The sequence below is a fragment of the Alishewanella sp. BS5-314 genome, assembly GCF_025377695.1.
Lineage (GTDB): Bacteria > Pseudomonadota > Gammaproteobacteria > Enterobacterales > Alteromonadaceae > Alishewanella > Alishewanella aestuarii.
Genome location: NZ_JACEHJ010000002.1, coordinates 1862778 through 1878900, shown reverse-complemented (window position 1 = coordinate 1878900; position 16123 = coordinate 1862778). Strand labels below are relative to the sequence as shown.

15 protein-coding genes are annotated in these 16123 nt (G+C 53.3%); 7 read left to right on the top strand and 8 right to left on the bottom strand.

Annotation, left to right across the window (positions count from 1 at the left end; genetic code table 11):
• The first annotated feature begins 213 nt into the window (after nucleotides 1-213).
• The 4 genes from thrA to ung are packed head-to-tail and all read left to right on the top strand — an operon-like array spanning nucleotide 214 to nucleotide 5578.
• Complete coding sequence (gene thrA / locus H1D31_RS13210; protein WP_261259294.1) at nucleotides 214-2670, top strand: bifunctional aspartate kinase/homoserine dehydrogenase I; 2457 nt, start codon at nucleotides 214-216, stop codon at nucleotides 2668-2670.
• Nucleotides 2671-2673: 3 nt separating this feature from the next.
• Nucleotides 2674-3627, top strand: coding sequence for a homoserine kinase (thrB, locus tag H1D31_RS13205; RefSeq protein ID WP_261259292.1), 954 nt, complete (start codon nucleotides 2674-2676; stop codon nucleotides 3625-3627).
• 5 nt (nucleotides 3628-3632) lie between these two features.
• Nucleotides 3633-4916 carry a threonine synthase gene (gene thrC, locus H1D31_RS13200; protein WP_261259291.1) on the top strand — a complete coding sequence of 428 codons (1284 nt, stop codon included), beginning with the start codon at nucleotides 3633-3635 and terminating at the stop codon, nucleotides 4914-4916.
• Nucleotides 4916-5578: a uracil-DNA glycosylase gene (gene ung, locus H1D31_RS13195; RefSeq protein ID WP_008607218.1), complete on the top strand. Its 663-nt coding sequence runs from the start codon at nucleotides 4916-4918 to the stop codon at nucleotides 5576-5578. The genes thrC and ung overlap by 1 nt, the downstream gene beginning before the upstream one ends.
• 80 nt (nucleotides 5579-5658) lie before the next feature.
• On the opposite strand, the gene H1D31_RS13190 is transcribed toward ung, so the two are convergent.
• The 3 genes from H1D31_RS13190 to tal form a co-directional block, all read right to left on the bottom strand.
• Nucleotides 5659-5832 (bottom strand): DUF3545 family protein, encoded by a 174-nt coding sequence (locus H1D31_RS13190; protein WP_008607219.1) that lies wholly within the window; start codon nucleotides 5830-5832, stop codon nucleotides 5659-5661.
• A 153-nt stretch (nucleotides 5833-5985) separates the two neighbouring features.
• Nucleotides 5986-7608, bottom strand: a complete 1623-nt coding sequence (gene pgi / locus H1D31_RS13185; protein ID WP_261259290.1) for a glucose-6-phosphate isomerase — start codon at nucleotides 7606-7608, stop codon at nucleotides 5986-5988.
• A gap of 12 nt (nucleotides 7609-7620) precedes the next feature.
• Nucleotides 7621-8571 carry a transaldolase gene (tal, locus tag H1D31_RS13180; RefSeq protein ID WP_261259289.1) on the bottom strand — a complete coding sequence of 317 codons (951 nt, stop codon included), beginning with the start codon at nucleotides 8569-8571 and terminating at the stop codon, nucleotides 7621-7623.
• Between the two features lie 411 nt (nucleotides 8572-8982).
• On the opposite strand from tal, the gene yaaA reads away from it, so the two are divergent.
• From yaaA to arfB, 3 genes are all read left to right on the top strand, one after another.
• The gene (gene yaaA / locus H1D31_RS13175) at nucleotides 8983-9759 is read left to right on the top strand and encodes a peroxide stress protein YaaA (RefSeq protein ID WP_261259287.1); all 777 of its coding nucleotides are present in this window, start codon (nucleotides 8983-8985) and stop codon (nucleotides 9757-9759) included.
• 163 nt (nucleotides 9760-9922) lie between these two features.
• The gene (locus H1D31_RS13170) at nucleotides 9923-11221 is read left to right on the top strand and encodes an inosine/guanosine kinase (RefSeq protein WP_008951287.1); all 1299 of its coding nucleotides are present in this window, start codon (nucleotides 9923-9925) and stop codon (nucleotides 11219-11221) included.
• A 6-nt stretch (nucleotides 11222-11227) separates the two neighbouring features.
• Nucleotides 11228-11644 (top strand): alternative ribosome rescue aminoacyl-tRNA hydrolase ArfB, encoded by a 417-nt coding sequence (arfB, locus tag H1D31_RS13165; RefSeq protein ID WP_008607226.1) that lies wholly within the window; start codon nucleotides 11228-11230, stop codon nucleotides 11642-11644.
• Here arfB and H1D31_RS13160 read toward each other — a convergent pair.
• From H1D31_RS13160 to ygfZ, 5 genes are all read right to left on the bottom strand, one after another.
• On the bottom strand, nucleotides 11641-11862 hold the full coding sequence (locus H1D31_RS13160) for a hypothetical protein (RefSeq protein ID WP_261259285.1): 222 nt from the start codon (nucleotides 11860-11862) through the stop codon (nucleotides 11641-11643). The two genes, arfB and H1D31_RS13160, sit on opposite strands and share 4 nt — an antisense overlap.
• A gap of 78 nt (nucleotides 11863-11940) precedes the next feature.
• Complete coding sequence (dbpA, locus tag H1D31_RS13155) at nucleotides 11941-13326, bottom strand: ATP-dependent RNA helicase DbpA (RefSeq protein WP_261259284.1); 1386 nt, start codon at nucleotides 13324-13326, stop codon at nucleotides 11941-11943.
• Between the two features lie 147 nt (nucleotides 13327-13473).
• On the bottom strand, nucleotides 13474-14424 hold the full coding sequence (locus tag H1D31_RS13150) for a M23 family metallopeptidase (RefSeq protein WP_039925058.1): 951 nt from the start codon (nucleotides 14422-14424) through the stop codon (nucleotides 13474-13476).
• Between the two features lie 152 nt (nucleotides 14425-14576).
• Nucleotides 14577-15062 carry a peptidylprolyl isomerase gene (locus tag H1D31_RS13145; protein ID WP_261259283.1) on the bottom strand — a complete coding sequence of 162 codons (486 nt, stop codon included), beginning with the start codon at nucleotides 15060-15062 and terminating at the stop codon, nucleotides 14577-14579.
• A gap of 9 nt (nucleotides 15063-15071) precedes the next feature.
• On the bottom strand, nucleotides 15072-16043 hold the full coding sequence (ygfZ, locus tag H1D31_RS13140) for a tRNA-modifying protein YgfZ (protein WP_261259282.1): 972 nt from the start codon (nucleotides 16041-16043) through the stop codon (nucleotides 15072-15074).
• Nucleotides 16044-16123: the final 80 nt, after the last annotated feature.

Here is a 16123-nt window from a genome sequence, read left to right as displayed (position 1 = left end):
CACCATTATTACCACCACCAACCCCGCGGGGTAGGAGGTCGGCGGTGTGCTGTCTGTAAAAAGGCCCGTGACCTCAAAGGTTCCGGGCCTTTTTTTTGGCCACTTGGCCCAGGTTAACCGGCGTTGATCACGCAACATAGCGTGACAGCCGGTTGACTAACAAAGGTCTGCGATAACAAAACGACTAAAGACTTGGATGCGCGAGGAGAAATTATGAGGGTGCTAAAATTTGGCGGGTCATCGCTGGCGTCGGTGGCCAGATTTTCTGAAGTGGCGCAAATTGTGTTGCAGCAGGCAACAACAGAACAAGTCTGTCTGGTGTTATCGGCCCCGCAGGGGGTAACCAATATGCTGGTCGAATTAACCGATCTGGCCTATCTGGGAGCAGACTTTCAGTCACCGCTAAGCCAGCTTGAGCAGCGTTATCAGCAGCTGTTAGCCGCGATACCGGGCGTCAGTGAGGCACGCCGGCAGCAAGTGCAGGCGCTGATCAACAGCCAGATCCAGCAGCTAGGCTGGCAGTTACAGGGCATGAGTTTATTAAAGTTTTGCCCGGATCATATTAAAGCGCAGATCCTGGGCCTGGGCGAGCAGTTCAGCGTGGCACTGATGACGGCCTTGTTAGAGGGGCAAGGTGCGGATGTGCAGGCGCTGGACTCGGTAAAGCTGGTGAAAAGTCAGGGTGATTTTTTAAATGCCACTGCCGATGTAGCGGCGACAGCAACCGTGATTGATGCCGCTATGGCGGCGACACCTGCCAGCATCTATGTGATGGCAGGCTTTGTTTCCAGTAACGCCCAGGGCGAGACGGCCTTATTGGGACGCAATGGTTCGGATTATTCCGCCGCCGTCATTGCTGCGGCGATCAAAGCCAGTGCCTGTGAGATCTGGACCGATGTCGATGGCGTCTACAGTGCCGATCCGCGGCAGGTGAAACAAACCCGCTTAATCGATCGTCTGTCTTACGATGAGGCGATGGAGTTATCTTATTTCGGTGCTAAGGTGCTGCATCCGAAAACAATCGGCCCGCTGGCGCGGGTGCAAATTCCCTGTTATATCAAAAATACCCTTAACCCCAGTGCGCCGGGCACCTGTATCGATGTGGAAGGCGATGGTGAAGCGCTGGTGAAGGGCATTTCCAGCCTTGAGCATCTGGCGCTGATTACGGTATCTGGCCCGGGTTTAAAGGGCGTGGTGGGCATGGCCAGCCGGGTATTTGCCGCCATGGCGCGCGCACAGATTTCGGTAAGCTTAATTACCCAGTCCTCGTCGGAATTTAGCATCAGCTTCTGTGTGCCGCAGCTGCATCTGGTGGCGGCGAAAAAGGCGCTGGAAGCCGAGTTCGAATTAGAATTGCAAAACAAACTGCTACGGCCATTAGCCATCCAATCCGATATGGCGATTGTCAGCCTGGTCGGCGATGGCATGCGGCAGCACAGAGGTGTGGCTGCGAAGTTCTTCGCTTCGCTGGCGCAGGCGCGGGTGAACGTGGTGGCCATTGCTCAGGATAGCAGTGAGCGCTCGATTTCTGCGGTGGTCGAGCAGCGCAGCTGTCAGAATGCGGTTAAAGTCTGCCATGAGAACTTCTTCAGCCATATCCCCAGTATTGATGTGTTTCTGGTCGGTTGCGGGGTGGTCGGCAGTGAATTACTGGCCCAGATCGAACGGCAACAAGCCTTTTTACAGCAGCGCCAGGTTAAGCTTACCGTATATGGCATTGCCAATAGTAAGCAGCTGTTATTGGCGAAAGACGGTGTGGATCTGAAAAACTGGCAGCCGGCATTGGCAGAGGCCAATGCACAGTTTTCGCTGGCGGAGTTAAACCGCTTTGTACAGGAACAGCATTTAACCAATCCGGTACTGGTCGATTGCACCAGTGCCCAGGCAGTCGCGGACCAGTATGCAGATTTTCTGGCAGCCGGCTTCCATGTCGTTACGCCAAACAAAAAAGCCAATACCAGCAGCCTGGAGTATTACCATCGCTTGCGTGCTGTTGCCCAGCAGCAACGGCGGCGCTTTTTGTATGAAACCACGGTCGGTGCCGGTTTACCGGTAATCGATACCCTGCAAGGGCTGCTAAATGCCGGCGACCAGTTGCTGGCCTTTGAAGGCATTTTATCTGGCTCCTTATCCTATATCTTTGGCGAGTTGGAAGCCGGAGTGCCGCTGTCGGTGGTGACCGCCAAAGCCCGGGCTATGGGCTTTACAGAGCCTGATCCGCGCGATGACTTATCTGGCATGGATGTGGCACGCAAGCTGCTGATTATGGCGCGCGAAGCAGGCTTAATGCTGGATCTGAATGAAGTGGAAGTGGACTCGGTGTTGCCGGCCGGTTTTGCTGCCGGCGCTAACGTCGAAGATTTTATGGTGCAGCTGCCGCAGTTGGATCAGGCCTTTGCTGAGCGGCTGGCCGCGGCCAAAGCTGAGGGTAAGGTGCTGCGTTATATCGGCGAGATCCGCGATGGCAAATGTAAGGTCGCGATTAAAGCGCTGGCGGCTGATCATCCGCTGGCCAAAGTAAAAGACGGTGAGAATGCGCTGTCGATCTTAAGCCGCTATTATCAGCCTATCCCCTTTGTGCTGCGTGGTTATGGTGCCGGTGCCGCTGTGACCTCTGCCGGGGTCTTTAGCGATATTCTGCGCACCCTGAGCTGGCAGCAGCAGGTATAGTCTATGCAGTCACATTCAACTAAACGTTATTATGCGCCGGCCTCGACCGGCAATCTCAGCGTCGGTTTTGACTTGCTGGGCGCCGCCTTTGAACCGGTAGACGGCAGCCTGCTTGGTGATGAGCTGCTGATCCTGGGCGAAGCGACAGAGCTCAGTTTGCAGCTAAGTGGCCGCTATCTGCATCAGCTACCGGCGGCAACCGAAGATAATCTGGTGTTTAAAGCCTTTTATGCCTTTGAACAGGCACTGGGCCAGCCATTACCGCGCTTGCGTTTGCAACTTAACAAGCATTTGCCGGTTGGCAGTGGTTTAGGCTCCAGCGCCTGTTCAATCGTCGTGGCTTTTTATGCCTTTAATGACTATTTCGGCCAGCCGTTTAGCCAGAGTGAGCTGCTACAGTTAATGGCGGTGGCGGAGGGCGGGGTCAGTGGCAGTGTGCATTATGACAATGTGGCGCCATCTTATTATGGTGGCTTACAGCTGATGTTACCGGATAGTGCGCAGATTTGCCGCAGCTTGCCCTGGTTCGAACATTGGCGGGTGGTGCTCTGTTATCCGGGTACTGTACTCTCGACCAAGGCTGCACGCGCTGTCTTGCCACAGCAGTTAAGTTTAACCGACAGTATCGCCTTTGCCGGTATGCTTAGTCGCTTTGTCAGTGCGCTCTACGCCGGCGATGAACAGGATGCCGCGGCGGCGTTACAGGATAGGGTGGCAGAGCCGGCCCGGCAGAGTCTGATGCCGGAATTGTTGCCCTTGCGTACCGCCCTAAGTGAGCAAGGGGTGCTACATCTGGGCATTTCCGGTGCCGGCCCGACCGTATTTGCGCTTTGCCGGGATGATGCACAGGCTGCCGCGACGGCGGCTTACCTTAATGCCCATTATGCCAAGAATCAGGACGCGCTGACCGCCATTTGCCGGTTAGCGCCACAGGGCGCCAGAGCGCTCGCGGAGTAATAAAGATGATGTTAACGAATTTAAAAGTCCCAACCGAACAAGTCAGTTTTTTACAGGCGGTGCGACAGGGCCTGGGCCAGCAACAAGGCTTATTTTTCCCAACCAGCTGGCCAAAGCTGAATATTGACGCTTTACTCGCCTTACCGCTGGTAGAACGCAGTACCAAGATTTTATCTGCCTTGATTGGCGATGAGCTAACCGAGGCTGAAGTCGCTCAGATGGTGAGCGCCGCCTTTACCTTTGCCGCGCCACTGGTACCCGTTACGGCGCAGACGTTTTGCCTGGAGCTGTTTCATGGCCCGACGCTGGCGTTTAAAGACTTTGGCGGCCGCTTTATGGCGCAGGCGCTGGCCAAAGCCCAGGGCGGGCGCAAAACCACTATTGTTACCGCCACCTCCGGCGATACCGGTGCGGCTGTGGCGCATGCCTTTTATCAGCAGCCTGGGGTAGAGGTAGTGATCCTGTACCCGAAAGGCAAGATCAGTCTGCTGCAGGAAAAGCTGTTTACCACTCTGGGGCAGAATATTACCACGCTGGCGGTGGATGGTGACTTTGACCAGTGTCAGGCGCTGGTTAAGCAAGTTTTTGATCAGCAGGAGCTGGTAAAAACCTACAATATTAACTCGGCCAACTCGATTAATATCAGTCGTTTATTTGCGCAAATCTGTTATTACTTTGAAGCTATTGCCCAACTGCCGGCCGAGCAACGCTCACAAGCGGTGATAGCGGTACCCAGCGGTAACTTTGGTAACCTGACTGCCGGTCTGATTGCTAAGGCGCTGGGGCTGCCGATTAAGCGGATGGTTGCTGCGACGAACCTGAATGATACCGTGCCGCGTTACTGGCAGAGCGGCCAGTGGCAACCCAACAAAACCATTGCCACTTTATCGAATGCGATGGACGTCAGTGCACCGAATAACTGGCCCAGGGTAGAAGCGCTGTTGGCGCAGGGGGTAGTGAGCCGGACTGATATCGAGGCGGTTAAGGTCGATGAAGATGATACCCAGCTTGGTATGCGCTTACTGGCGCAAGAGGGTTATCTGAGTGAGCCGCACGCGGCTGTTGCCTATAAGGCGTTAAAACGTAGCCTGCAGCCGGGTGAGGTGGGGATCTTCCTCGGTACGGCGCATCCGGCTAAGTTTAAAGAACAGGTAGAGAATATTTTAGGAACACCTATCGCTTTACCGGCGGCTTTGGCAAAATGTGCCGCTGAGCAAAGTTATAGCCGCGATATTCCGGCCGATTTTGCCACCCTGGAGCAGGTATTACGACAACTGGATAATCGCTGATGCAATGGCAGGACCTTCTTGGCAGTGAAAAGCAACAACCCTACTTTCAGCAAACGCTGACGGCGATCCAGCAGGCACGTGCCGGTGGCCAGGTGATCTATCCGCCGGACAGTGAAATCTTTAATGCGTTTAAGCTGACGCCGTTATCTGAGCTGAAGGTGGTGGTGCTGGGGCAGGATCCGTATCATGGCCCAAACCAGGCGCATGGGCTGGCGTTTTCGGTCAGGCCGGGCGTACGGGTGCCGCCTTCGTTGCTGAATATCTACAAGGAGCTGGCGCTGGAATATGCAGACTTTCAGGTGCCGTCACATGGCTACCTGCAAAGCTGGGCCGAGCAGGGCGTGTTATTGCTGAATACCGTGTTGACGGTGGTGGCAAATGAGCCGAATTCGCATCGCGCCCTGGGCTGGGAGCAATTTACTGATCAGGTGATCCGACAAATCAGCCAGCACTGTGAGCAACTGGTGTTTTTACTCTGGGGCTCTCATGCGCAGAAGAAAGCCCGGCTGATTGACGCCAACCGGCATCATATTCTGCAGGCACCCCACCCGTCGCCGTTATCAGCGCATCGCGGCTTTCTGGGCTGTGGTCATTTTTTACAGACCAATAGCCTGCTGCGTGCCGCCGGCAAAACGCCGGTTAACTGGCACTCAGTGCTTTAACTGACCGTGTCTTAGCTGATTTAACAGATAACGAAAATGAACAACGAAAAGGGCCTGCAGTTAACTGCAGGCCCTTTTGTTTATAATTCGATATCAATCAGTTCCGGTTCAATGGTCCAATCAATGTCACAAAGCTCTTTTTTCAGTCTTTGGCGTTCTTTCAATTCCTCGATTTCCCGCCATTTGCGTTTAACGGTGCGGGTTTTCGCCGCCGGACGTTCCAACATGTTCAGTAAGTCTTCGAAGCTTTCCATAATTACGGCCTCATCTGATTGTTGTTTCTTGTTGTTATTTTCAACAAGTTTCTACCACACTTTGTGTAAAAATAAAACTAAAAAGTGACAGTACGATGACGGCGTAAAAAATAAAGGCTGCCCGCGGGCAGCCTTGCTAATGCCAAACAGGATTTAGCGGTTTTGTTGGCGGAACAGGGCAATCAACTGCGCTGTTGAACTGTCGAACTGAGCGTCACCTTGCGCTTTAAGTGCTTGATAAATAGGTGTGGAAAGCTGCTTGCCCAGCTCAACGCCCCATTGGTCAAAGCTATTCAGTTGCCAGATCGCACCCTGACAGAACACCTTATGTTCATAGAGCGCGATCAGGGCGCCCAGATGATAGGGTGATAACTCATCCAGTAATAAAGTATTACTGGGTTTATTACCAGGTGACGCCTTATGCGGGGCTAATTCTTTCGCCGCCTGCTCCGTCATGCCCTGTGCCAGACATTCCTGATAGGCTTCCTGCTCGGTCTTACCCTGCATCAGCGCCTGGGTTTGCGCAAAGCAATGCGCGGCCAGCCGCTGGTGATGGTCCTGTAGCGGATGCGCGACCTTTAGCGGTAGCAGGAAGTCGGCTGGGATTTTCAGCTGGCTTTGATGCAATAACTGATGATAAGCATGCTGGCCATTGGTGCCGGCATCTCCCCAGATCACCGGGGCGGTGACATCGCTCAGTGGCTGGCCGCGGCGATCGACCGCCTTGCCATTACTTTCCATATCCAGTTGTTGCACATAAGACGGCAGTAAACGCAGATAATGGCTATAAGGCAGCAGCGCCTGCGCCTGACAGCCGAAACCGTTGATATACCAGATGCCCAGTAATGCCAGAATCACTGGCAGGTTTTCGCTAAAGGGCGCGTTAAAGAAATGCTGGTCCATGGCGGCGGCACCGGCTAACAGCTGATTAAAACCGTCATTACCAATCATCAGCGCGACCGGTAAGCCAATCGCTGACCAGAGCGAGTAACGGCCACCCACCCAGTCCCACATCGGCAGGATATGCTGTGGCACAATGCCAAATTCGGCGGCCGCCTGCACATTGGCAGAGGTGGCCCAGAAGTGTCGCGCGATAGCGGCTTTGTCTGCGCCCTGAGCACTAAACCAGGCGCGCAGCGCTAACGCATTTTGTTTGGTTTCTTCGGTGCCAAAGGATTTTGAAGCAACCACCACCAGTGTCGTCTCAGGCTGCAGTTGTTTGGTCAGATCGCTGACAATAGCGCCATCGATATTGCCGGCAAAGTGCAGTCGCACCGGACTACAATGATAGGGCGTCAGGGCTTCCACCGCCATTTGCGGGCCCAGCAGCGAGCCACCAATGCCGACCCAAATCAGATCGGTAATTGGCTTGCCGCTATAACCAAGGTAAGTCCCTTGGTGGAGCTGGTCGATTAGTGTCGCCATTTGTGCGCGACAGGCGCTAATCGCCGCACCGATATCCTCGCCATTTAGCCGCAGGTCTTGCAAATCTTGCTGCCGCAGCCGCGTATGCCAGACCGCACGCTGCTCGGTATTATTGATAGCGGCACCGGCTTGCATTTGCTGACACAGCTGGCGGATGCTGCTTTGGGCGGCCAGTTGCTGCAGGGTTTGCCAGCTGCTGTCGTCCAACAGATTTTTGGAGAAATCCAGCGTGATACCACAAGCTTTGGCACTAAAACGCGCAGCGCGATTTGGCTCAGCAGCAAATAACTGACGCAGCGGCTGTTGCCGCTCGGCCAATGGCTTTAATAAGGCAGTTAAACTGGCAGTCATGCGGTGCTCCCGTTACAGCTGGCTTTGGATCAGGCTTTCCAGCTTACGCTGGTCAATGGCAAATTTACGGATCCCGTCTGCCAGTTTTTCGGTCGCCATCGCATCTTCATTCAGTGCCCAGCGGAACTGTTGTTCGGTTAACGCCGCCGGTTTGGCCGACGTGACGCCTTGATCTTGCAGTTTCACTGCCAGCTCGCCATGTTGCTGGCTCAGTTCATCCAGCAGTGCCGGGCTGATCGTCAGGCGATCGCAACCGGCCAGTGCTAATACTTCGCCAATATTGCGGAAACTAGCGCCCATCACGATAGTACTGTAGCCATGCTGTTTAAAGAACTGATAAATTTCGCGCACCGACAACACGCCCGGATCGGTCTCGGCGGTATAGTCTTGCTTGGTATTGGCTTTGTACCAGTCCAGGATCCGGCCAACAAAGGGCGAAATCAGATAGACGCCGGCCTCGGCGCAAGCCCGCGCCTGTGCCAGATGGAACAGTAAGGTCAGGTTACATTGAATACCTTCCTGCTCCAGTACCTTGGCGGCCTGAATGCCTTCCCAGGTCGAGGCAATTTTGATCAGGATCCGGTCGGTGCCAATACCATTTTGTTGATACAGGGCCACTAACTGGCGCGCCTTGGCAATGGTCGCAGCGGTATCAAAGGATAAACGGGCATCGACTTCAGTAGACACCCGGCCCGGCACCAGCTTGCTGATGGCGGTGCCGACATCAACGGCGAATTTATCACTGGCTAAGGCCAGTTGCTGCGCTGGGTCCTGACTTTGTGTTTTGGCGTAAGCGATAGCCGCAGTCAGCATCGGTTTAGCAAAATCTAACTGGCTGGCATTTAACAACAAAGACGGGTTAGTGGTGGCATCCACTGGCCGGAATTGCTCGATGGCATTCAGGTCGCCACTGTCAACCACCACGGTGGTGACCGCTTTTAACTGAGTTAATAAATCTTTCATGTTATTCACTTACCATTTTGTTGGTTAATTGAGACTGATTATACGGCTAAACGGCTAAAAGTGTAGTAATAAAACAACAAATATCGTACTAAGTTCAGCCGATAAGCGGAGTGTTAGCCGGTCAACCTGCAGTATAGGTCGAGCGGCTGAACAAAAGATGACAAGCGGCCGCGCTCAGGCGGCAGTTCGCGGCAGGATCCTTTGCATTCGCGCCTGGAACAAGCATAATGGCGCCCTGCGTGATCTGCAAGGGCTGCCGCGCCAGTATTAAGGTTAGTCAGTTGTTGGGCTGGCTGAATCGCGGTTTTATCTAATGGCTTGCCGATCGCCAATGCCAGCGCCAGTTAACGTTTGATTTTGGCATATCTGATTTTCTGACCACTGATTTTTTGAAGAAAAGGAGCCCCGCTTATGTTGTTGCTGGTATCACCGGCTAAAGATCTCGACCTGACTCCGTCTGTCACACCCTTAGCGGTGACTCAGCCGGCGCTGTTAGCCGAGGCCACAGCGCTGGCCGCGATTTGCAAAACCCTGACGCCGGCTGATTTAAGCTCACTGATGCATATCAGTGACAAGCTGGCCGGCTTAAATGCCGCTCGTTTTGCCCAGTGGCAACCGCCTTTTACCCCTGACAATGCTAAAGCCGCGCTCTTTATGTTTAACGGCGATGTGTATCAGGGACTAGACGCAGCGACTTTATCGAAAGATGACCTGAGCTTTGCGCAGCAGCAACTGCGGATCTTAAGCGGCCTTTACGGCGTGCTCAGGCCTCTGGATCTGATGCAGGCCTATCGCTTGGAAATGGGCACCAGCCTGGCGAATCCGGCTGGTAAAGATTTGTATGCGTACTGGAAAAGCCGCTTAACCGCCCATCTGAATAGCGAGCTGGCCGCGCTGAATACCGATACGGTGTTAAATCTGGCGTCGCAGGAATATTTTAAGGCGGTCGATACCAAAGCCCTGCAGGCGCGGGTGATTAGCCCGGAGTTTAAAGATCTGAAAAATGGTCAGTACAAGATCATCAGCTTTTATGCCAAGAAAGCCCGCGGTTTAATGGCCCGTTATATGATTCAGCAGCGGCTAACGGCTCTGGAGGGTATCCAGGGCTTTAATCTGGCCGGCTATTACTACAGTGCTGAACATTCCCGTCCTGATAAGCCGGTGTTTTTGCGTGATCTGCCGCAATAACGGCTGATAGCGCTACTTTTCGTCACTATTGGCTACTATTCGCAACTGTTTGCGACTATTCGAGACTAAGTCGCCATTATGTTGCCACTAAGCGAAAATTCGCCGCGCGTTGCGGCGTTTTTTTCGCTAAAATAGCGCTTTGTTTGTCACCGAGCGTCAGCTAATGAAATTTCCCGGTCTGCGTAAAATCAAGCATTACTTTCCGGTCTCTCAGCCCAAACCGCAATTACCCAGTCTGGATGTGCGTCCGGCGCTGGATACCTATATTGTCGGTTTAGATCAAACCATTGTTGATGTGGTTGCCAGTGTTAGCGATGAGTTTCTGGCCAAATATGATATCCCTAAAGGTTTATCGAACCTGGTTGAACATGACAAAGCGAACCGGATTTATCATGAGCTGGTGGTCAATAACGCTATCTCCGATCATTTTGCCGGCGGCACCATCGGCAATACGATCCATAATTACTCGGTGCTGGCGGATGATAAATCGGTATTGCTGGGCGTGATGTCGGCCAATATTGCACTGGGTTCGCCTGCTTATCATTATGTTTGTCATACCAGCTCGAAAGTCGATATGAATCATCTGCAAGGGGTGGCGGGCGATATCGGGCGTGGTATTACCATGATCACGCCGGATGGCGAGCGCACCTTTGTGATTGACCCCAGTGATATGGATCAGCTGGCGCCGGACTATATTCCAACCCCCATTATTGCCGGTGCGGCGGCCTTTGTGGTCAGCGCTTATCCGCTTCGGGCAACAGGGCAACCGATCCAGCAGGCGATGTTAAAGGCATTGGCCGATGCCAAAGCCCATCAGGTGCCGGTGGTAATGAGCCTGGGTACCCGCCATCTGGTAGAAGAAAACCGCGCCCAGATCCTGCAAACCATTCATGATTACGTTAATGTGCTGGCAATGAACGAGCAGGAAGCCGAAGCCCTGACCGGGTTTCGCGATCCGCTGCTGGCAGCCGAGGCCGCACTGGAAATTACCGATATGGTGTTGATCACCGCCGGGGCAGAGGGCTTGTATCTGTGTGGCTATACTGACGAGCGCACTAAACGCGAGAGTTCAAATCCGATTAAGTCTGCCAGCCTGGCCGATTTTAACCGCTTTGAATTTAGCCGGCCAATGCTGCGCCGGCATTGCCAGCAGCCGCTGAAAGTCTATTCGCATATTGACCCTTACCTGGGCGGGCCGGAGCGGATTAAGAATACTAATGGTGCCGGAGATGGCGCCTTGTCGGCCATCCTGCACGATATGGCAGCTAACAGCTATCATAAGCAGGTACAGCCGCTGTCGAGCAAGCATGAGTTGCCTTATCTGGCCTATTCGTCATTTGCCCAGCTGTGTAAATATGCCAACCGGGTCAGTTATGAGATCCTGGTGCAAAATGCCCCCAGGCTGTCTAAAGGCCTGCCAGAGCGCGAAGACAGCCTGGAAGAAGCCTACTGGGAGCGTTAAGCAGCGGTGCTACCGATCACGGCTGATATTTATCTTGACGAAGAACTGCTGAATTGGCAGTTTGTCCGCGCTTCCGGCCCGGGTGGTCAGCATGTTAATAAGGTGTCGACGGCGGTGCTGTTGCAGCTGGATATTCGCCAGTCTGGTTTGCCAGATTGGCTGCAGCAGCGCTTGTTAAAGCTTGCCGATCATCGCATCAGCCAAAGCGGTAAGATTACGATTAAATGTCAGCAGAGCCGCAGTCAGGAGCAAAACCGCGAACTGGCGCTGGCACAGCTGCTGGCGCTGTTGCAAAGTGCCACTAAAACGCCGAAAAAACGGCTGGCGACTAAGCCCAGCTACAGCAGCCAGCAAAAGCGGCTGCAAAGCAAAAAGCAGCAAGGTCAGACCAAGGCGTTACGCCAGCAAAAGCGTTTTGATTAAGGCGGGCTTGAGTTTCCAACCTCTGTCACCTCTGCTGAAGATTTTTTCAGGTAACGTAAAATGTTATCCAGACTCATGCTGAAATACATAAACGAGAATAAAAAGGCAAACAGCTGATCGGTTAGATGACAGATAACTAACCCACAAATAAAAATCGTAATTTGCCGGAACAGTCCCAGCTTATTATCCTGATAAACTTCGTCAATAATATTTTTCATCGCACGCTCTCCTAAAAGTCTAAACTATAGGCAGTTTTTCTGGAAAAACTACCTTAAGTTCAGATTTTTAAGGCGCTTTTACTGGTTGGTTAGTAACCAGGCGCGAAAGCTGCGGCCTTTCATCTTGCTGTGATTCAGCTGTTGTAACGCGGCTTTATAGGCATTGCGGCTGACCGCGACATAGGCCCGGAAATCCTGCAGCTGAATTTTACCAATTTCGGCAAACGCCAGTTTATTATCGCGGGTCAGGGCGCCGACAATATCCGCCGGGCGTAATTTTTGTTTTTTACCGCCATCAATTTCCAGCGTCACCATGGCCGGCTGCCGCGGCTGATTGCTATTGGCGGCAGGCAACGGCAGCGGTTCAATTTCAATGGCAAAGGCTTGCTCCAGCGCGGCCAATTTGTGGCTGTCGTCGACGGTATACAGCGAGCAGGCTAAACCTTCGCTACCGGCACGACCGGTACGGCCGATACGATGAGTATGGGTTTCGACATCATGCGCCAGCTGATAATTGATCACCAGATCCAGCTTTTCGATATCCAGACCGCGGGCGGCGACATCGGTCGCCACTAACAGCTGCAAACTGCCATTGGCAAATTGCAGCAGTTGCTGTTCGCGCTCGCGTTGCTCCAGATCGCCATGCAGGGCGGCAACACTAAAGCCCTGTTGCTGTAATTCGCTATACAGCTGCTGTACTTCTTTGCGGGTATTGGCAAAGATCACGCAGCTATCGGGCTGCAGCGCCAGTAATAAGCGCTTAACCGCTTCACTGCGGCTATGTTGCTCCAGCAGATAAAATTGTTGCGCAATGCGTGCTGCCTGCGCCGGGCTATCGATAATGATCACCTCGGGCTGATGTAGCTGCGCCTGAGCCAGTTTTTTTACCTCCGGCGCAAAGGTCGCACTGAACAGTAGCTGTTGTTTGGGTGGTGGCAGTGCCGCCAGAATTTGCTCAAGTTCAGTGGCAAAGCCCATTTCCAGCATGCGATCCGCTTCATCCAGTACCAGTTGTGACACTTCAGCAAGGTCCAGCCGCTGTTGCTGCAAATGATCAAGCACCCGTCCCGGCGTACCCACGATAATATGGGCACCATGTTCCAATGACAGGATCTGGCCTTTGGCTGGCACGCCGCCACACAGTGTCAGCACCTTAATATTGTGAATACCGCGCGCCAGCAGACGGATTTCGCTGGCCACCTGTTCGGCCAGCTCGCGGGTTGGACACAGCACCAGACTTTGAATGCGAAACCGGCCGACATTCAGTTTACTGAGTAAACCCAGTGCAAAGGCTGCCGTTTTACCTGAGCCGGTCGCCGCCTGAGCAAACACATCTTTACCCGCCAGGATGGCCGGTAAGCTGGCGCTTTGTACCGCCGTTGCCTGCGCAAAGTTAAGCTCTTGCAGGGTTTTTAATAAGGCTGGGGATAGGGCGAAATCGGAAAAGGGGCGGCACTCAGTCACAGGTATTACTCAGCTAAGGTTACGCTGACCCGGTGTCTGCGTATCGCGGCGCACTATAACACAAATTACAGAGCACAAATTACAGAGCACAAATGGCGTTGGAAATTTTGCCGCTGCAGCGCCGGGAATGACAGCGCCAGCGGCGGCTTATTCTGCCACCTGAGTAACAGGCTGCTCTTTAAAGGTCGCCAGTTGTAGCTGGGTGCTGGCTTTGGTTTGCAGCATCGAGACCAGCGAGTCCCAGCGCACATTGCGCTCTTTTTCGAAGATCAGATCAAAGTTACCGGAATCCCAGTCGACAAAGTGCTGGGGATTTAGAGAGCGATCCAGGAAATGGATCTCATAGTGCAGATGTGGTGCGGTAGAACTGCCGGTATTGCCCGAGGTGGCAATTAATTGCCCCTTGTGTACGAAGGTACCACCAGTGACTTTAAAATCCTGCAGATGGGCGTAAAGCGTGGAGAAACCAAAGGCATGGCGGATTTTTAGCAGATTACCGTAACCACTATTACTTTTACGTACCAGTTCTACTACGCCATCAGCCGGGGCATAAATCGGGGTACCACGCGGCGCAGTCAGGTCGATGCCATTATGGTGTTTGCGTTTTCCCAGAATCGGGTGAGTACGCACGCCGTAGCGGGAAGATCTTTTATCAAAATCCAGCGGCGAACCATTAGGTACCAGTTGCAGCATCGCCATCCGGGCGCTGGAAGTGACGGTTGCCAGATCCAGCCGGCTCTCCAGCCCCTGATCATGGTTATGCTCTAACCCCAGGCTTAGTTCAATTTCTTCCAGACGCTGACTGACTAAGGCCATCTCGTCCTGCTTTAACGTCAGCTCCTGCTCCAGTGTATCGCGGGTTTCCGTTAATTGCGCCAGTTGCTGCTGCAATGCCGAGGTTTGCTCAGCCAGCAGTTGTTGCTCAGCTTTAGCCGAGTCGACGGTATACATCAGATAATGAATCACCGCTGCGGTAATTAACACCGAAAACAGCAGTACCCACAAGCCAATAACGGCATTGCGTTTCACGATATTACTGATATTGAAGTGTCGGGTACCATGTACGCTTGAGACGGAAATTATTATACGATCTTTCATCAGCGCGAATTGTTTACTCTGTAACCAGTTGTTGACCAGCAGCAAAAATAGGGGGCTTTACCGGTACTGTCAAGCACTTTGTCAGTTGCGAACAGCAGGCGCCAACCCGGATTGTCGCTGGCGCCTTGATTTATTTCACATATCAGAAACACTTAATGTCCGGCGTGACCGTCGATGCCATGGGCATGACCATGTGCCAGTTCTTCTTCAGTGGCATCGCGTACCGCAATCACTTCCACATCAAACTGCAGTTCAAAACCGGCCAGCGGGTGGTTGCCATCGACAACGACTTCTTCCTCTGACACATCAATAATGATGACCGGCTGTTCGCGACCATCCGGGCCTGAGGCACGAAAGCGCATACCCACAGCAACGTCCATCCCTTCAAACATGGAACGCGGCACGGCTTGTACCAGCTGGTCGTGGCGCTCGCCATAGGCGTCTGTGGCTGCAATGGTGCTGCTAAATTTATCGCCGGCGGCTTTGCCGGCCAGCGCTTGTTCCAGACCCGGAATTAGCGCGCCCTGACCAAACATAAATACCAGAGGCTCGCCACCGGCAGAAGAATCGAGTTGGTTACCCTTGCTATCGGTAACGGTGTAATGAATGGCGACAACTTTGTCTTGCGAAATGGTCATGCGAACCTCTTAATTGAGTGAATAAGGTAGAGCGTGCTGGCTGAGTAGCAATGGCTGCTCGCCGGCCAGCCGTAACGAATCTGCCGGTGTTATGTCATTCGGCAATAAGGCCAGCAGCCACAGCTGCTGATTAATATTGACCGCATTAATTACCTGGCCAATCCGGCGCCAGTTAGTATCCAGTTGTAGTTCAATGTCGGCACCGGCCACCGGTGTTTCATCGGTGTTAGCACTGAGAATATAGGCCGCTCTTTTATTGCCACCGCGGTATTTCAAGCGCGCCACGGTCTCCTGACCAATATAACAGCCTTTGGTAAAACTAATGCCATCTACCGCTTGTAAGTTAAGCATTTGCGGCACCAGTTCGCCAATCAGGGGTTGCTCTAAATAGGCCAGGCCATGGCGGATATGCTGCTCCAGCCAGAGCGTCGGCGCGGCCAGCGGCAGCTGCGCCTGTTGCAGGCTGGCCAGTTCAGTTTGCGGCAGTACCAGCAAATAGTGATCTGCTGCCAGACAAAGCAGGTTGAGTGCACCGTTACGCACCAGCTGGCCGGCGGCTTGCGGCACCGCAAAACCCAGCTGTTGGATTAAACTCTGGCTCTCAGGGCCAGCTAAACCGAACACGGCATAGGGTTGCTCGCTTTGGTCAAAGCTGACTTTAGAAAAGACACCAAACTTTTTCCACTGCACTAATGAGGCCTGCAATTCATCCCGAAAAGCCACGACCAGCAGATCCTCACCTTGTGCAAACAAGTGAAAAACCGACCACATCTTGCCCTTGGCGTCGCAATGGGCGCCGCGCAGGAAATTGTCTGCCGTCAGTTGATTGAGATCGCAGGTGGTTTGTCCTTGCAAGTATTTACGGTTATCAGGGCCGCTGATCTTCAGCACCTGAAAGCCAGGAAGTGGACTGAGAAAAGCCGGTTGAACTTCTGTTGATAAAGCTGCGTATTGTTCTGCGCTGAGCCAGGATGTCTGCATAATATGTAACGCTTAAGCTGATAATAAAAGGTAGATTGGGGCGACGCACAAAAGCTCAACCCTGGATCCGGAATTTTGTT

Excerpts from the sequence above, each read along its gene's own strand:
- thrB (WP_261259292.1), top strand. The coding sequence starts at position 2,674 with ATGCAGTCACATTCAACTAAACGTTATTATGCGCCGGCCTCGACCGGC.
- H1D31_RS13170 (WP_008951287.1), top strand. The coding sequence starts at position 9,923 with ATGAAATTTCCCGGTCTGCGTAAAATCAAGCATTACTTTCCGGTCTCT.
- H1D31_RS13160 (WP_261259285.1), bottom strand. The coding sequence starts at position 11,862 with ATGAAAAATATTATTGACGAAGTTTATCAGGATAATAAGCTGGGACTG.
- tal (WP_261259289.1), bottom strand. The coding sequence starts at position 8,571 with ATGAAAGATTTATTAACTCAGTTAAAAGCGGTCACCACCGTGGTGGTT.
- pgi (WP_261259290.1), bottom strand. The coding sequence starts at position 7,608 with ATGACTGCCAGTTTAACTGCCTTATTAAAGCCATTGGCCGAGCGGCAA.
- H1D31_RS13190 (WP_008607219.1), bottom strand. The coding sequence starts at position 5,832 with ATGGAAAGCTTCGAAGACTTACTGAACATGTTGGAACGTCCGGCGGCG.
- thrC (WP_261259291.1), top strand. The coding sequence starts at position 3,633 with ATGATGTTAACGAATTTAAAAGTCCCAACCGAACAAGTCAGTTTTTTA.
- H1D31_RS13145 (WP_261259283.1), bottom strand. The coding sequence starts at position 15,062 with ATGACCATTTCGCAAGACAAAGTTGTCGCCATTCATTACACCGTTACC.
- thrA (WP_261259294.1), top strand. The coding sequence starts at position 214 with ATGAGGGTGCTAAAATTTGGCGGGTCATCGCTGGCGTCGGTGGCCAGA.
- H1D31_RS13150 (WP_039925058.1), bottom strand. The coding sequence starts at position 14,424 with ATGAAAGATCGTATAATAATTTCCGTCTCAAGCGTACATGGTACCCGA.
- ung (WP_008607218.1), top strand. The coding sequence starts at position 4,916 with ATGCAATGGCAGGACCTTCTTGGCAGTGAAAAGCAACAACCCTACTTT.
- ygfZ (WP_261259282.1), bottom strand. The coding sequence starts at position 16,043 with ATGCAGACATCCTGGCTCAGCGCAGAACAATACGCAGCTTTATCAACA.
- yaaA (WP_261259287.1), top strand. The coding sequence starts at position 8,983 with ATGTTGTTGCTGGTATCACCGGCTAAAGATCTCGACCTGACTCCGTCT.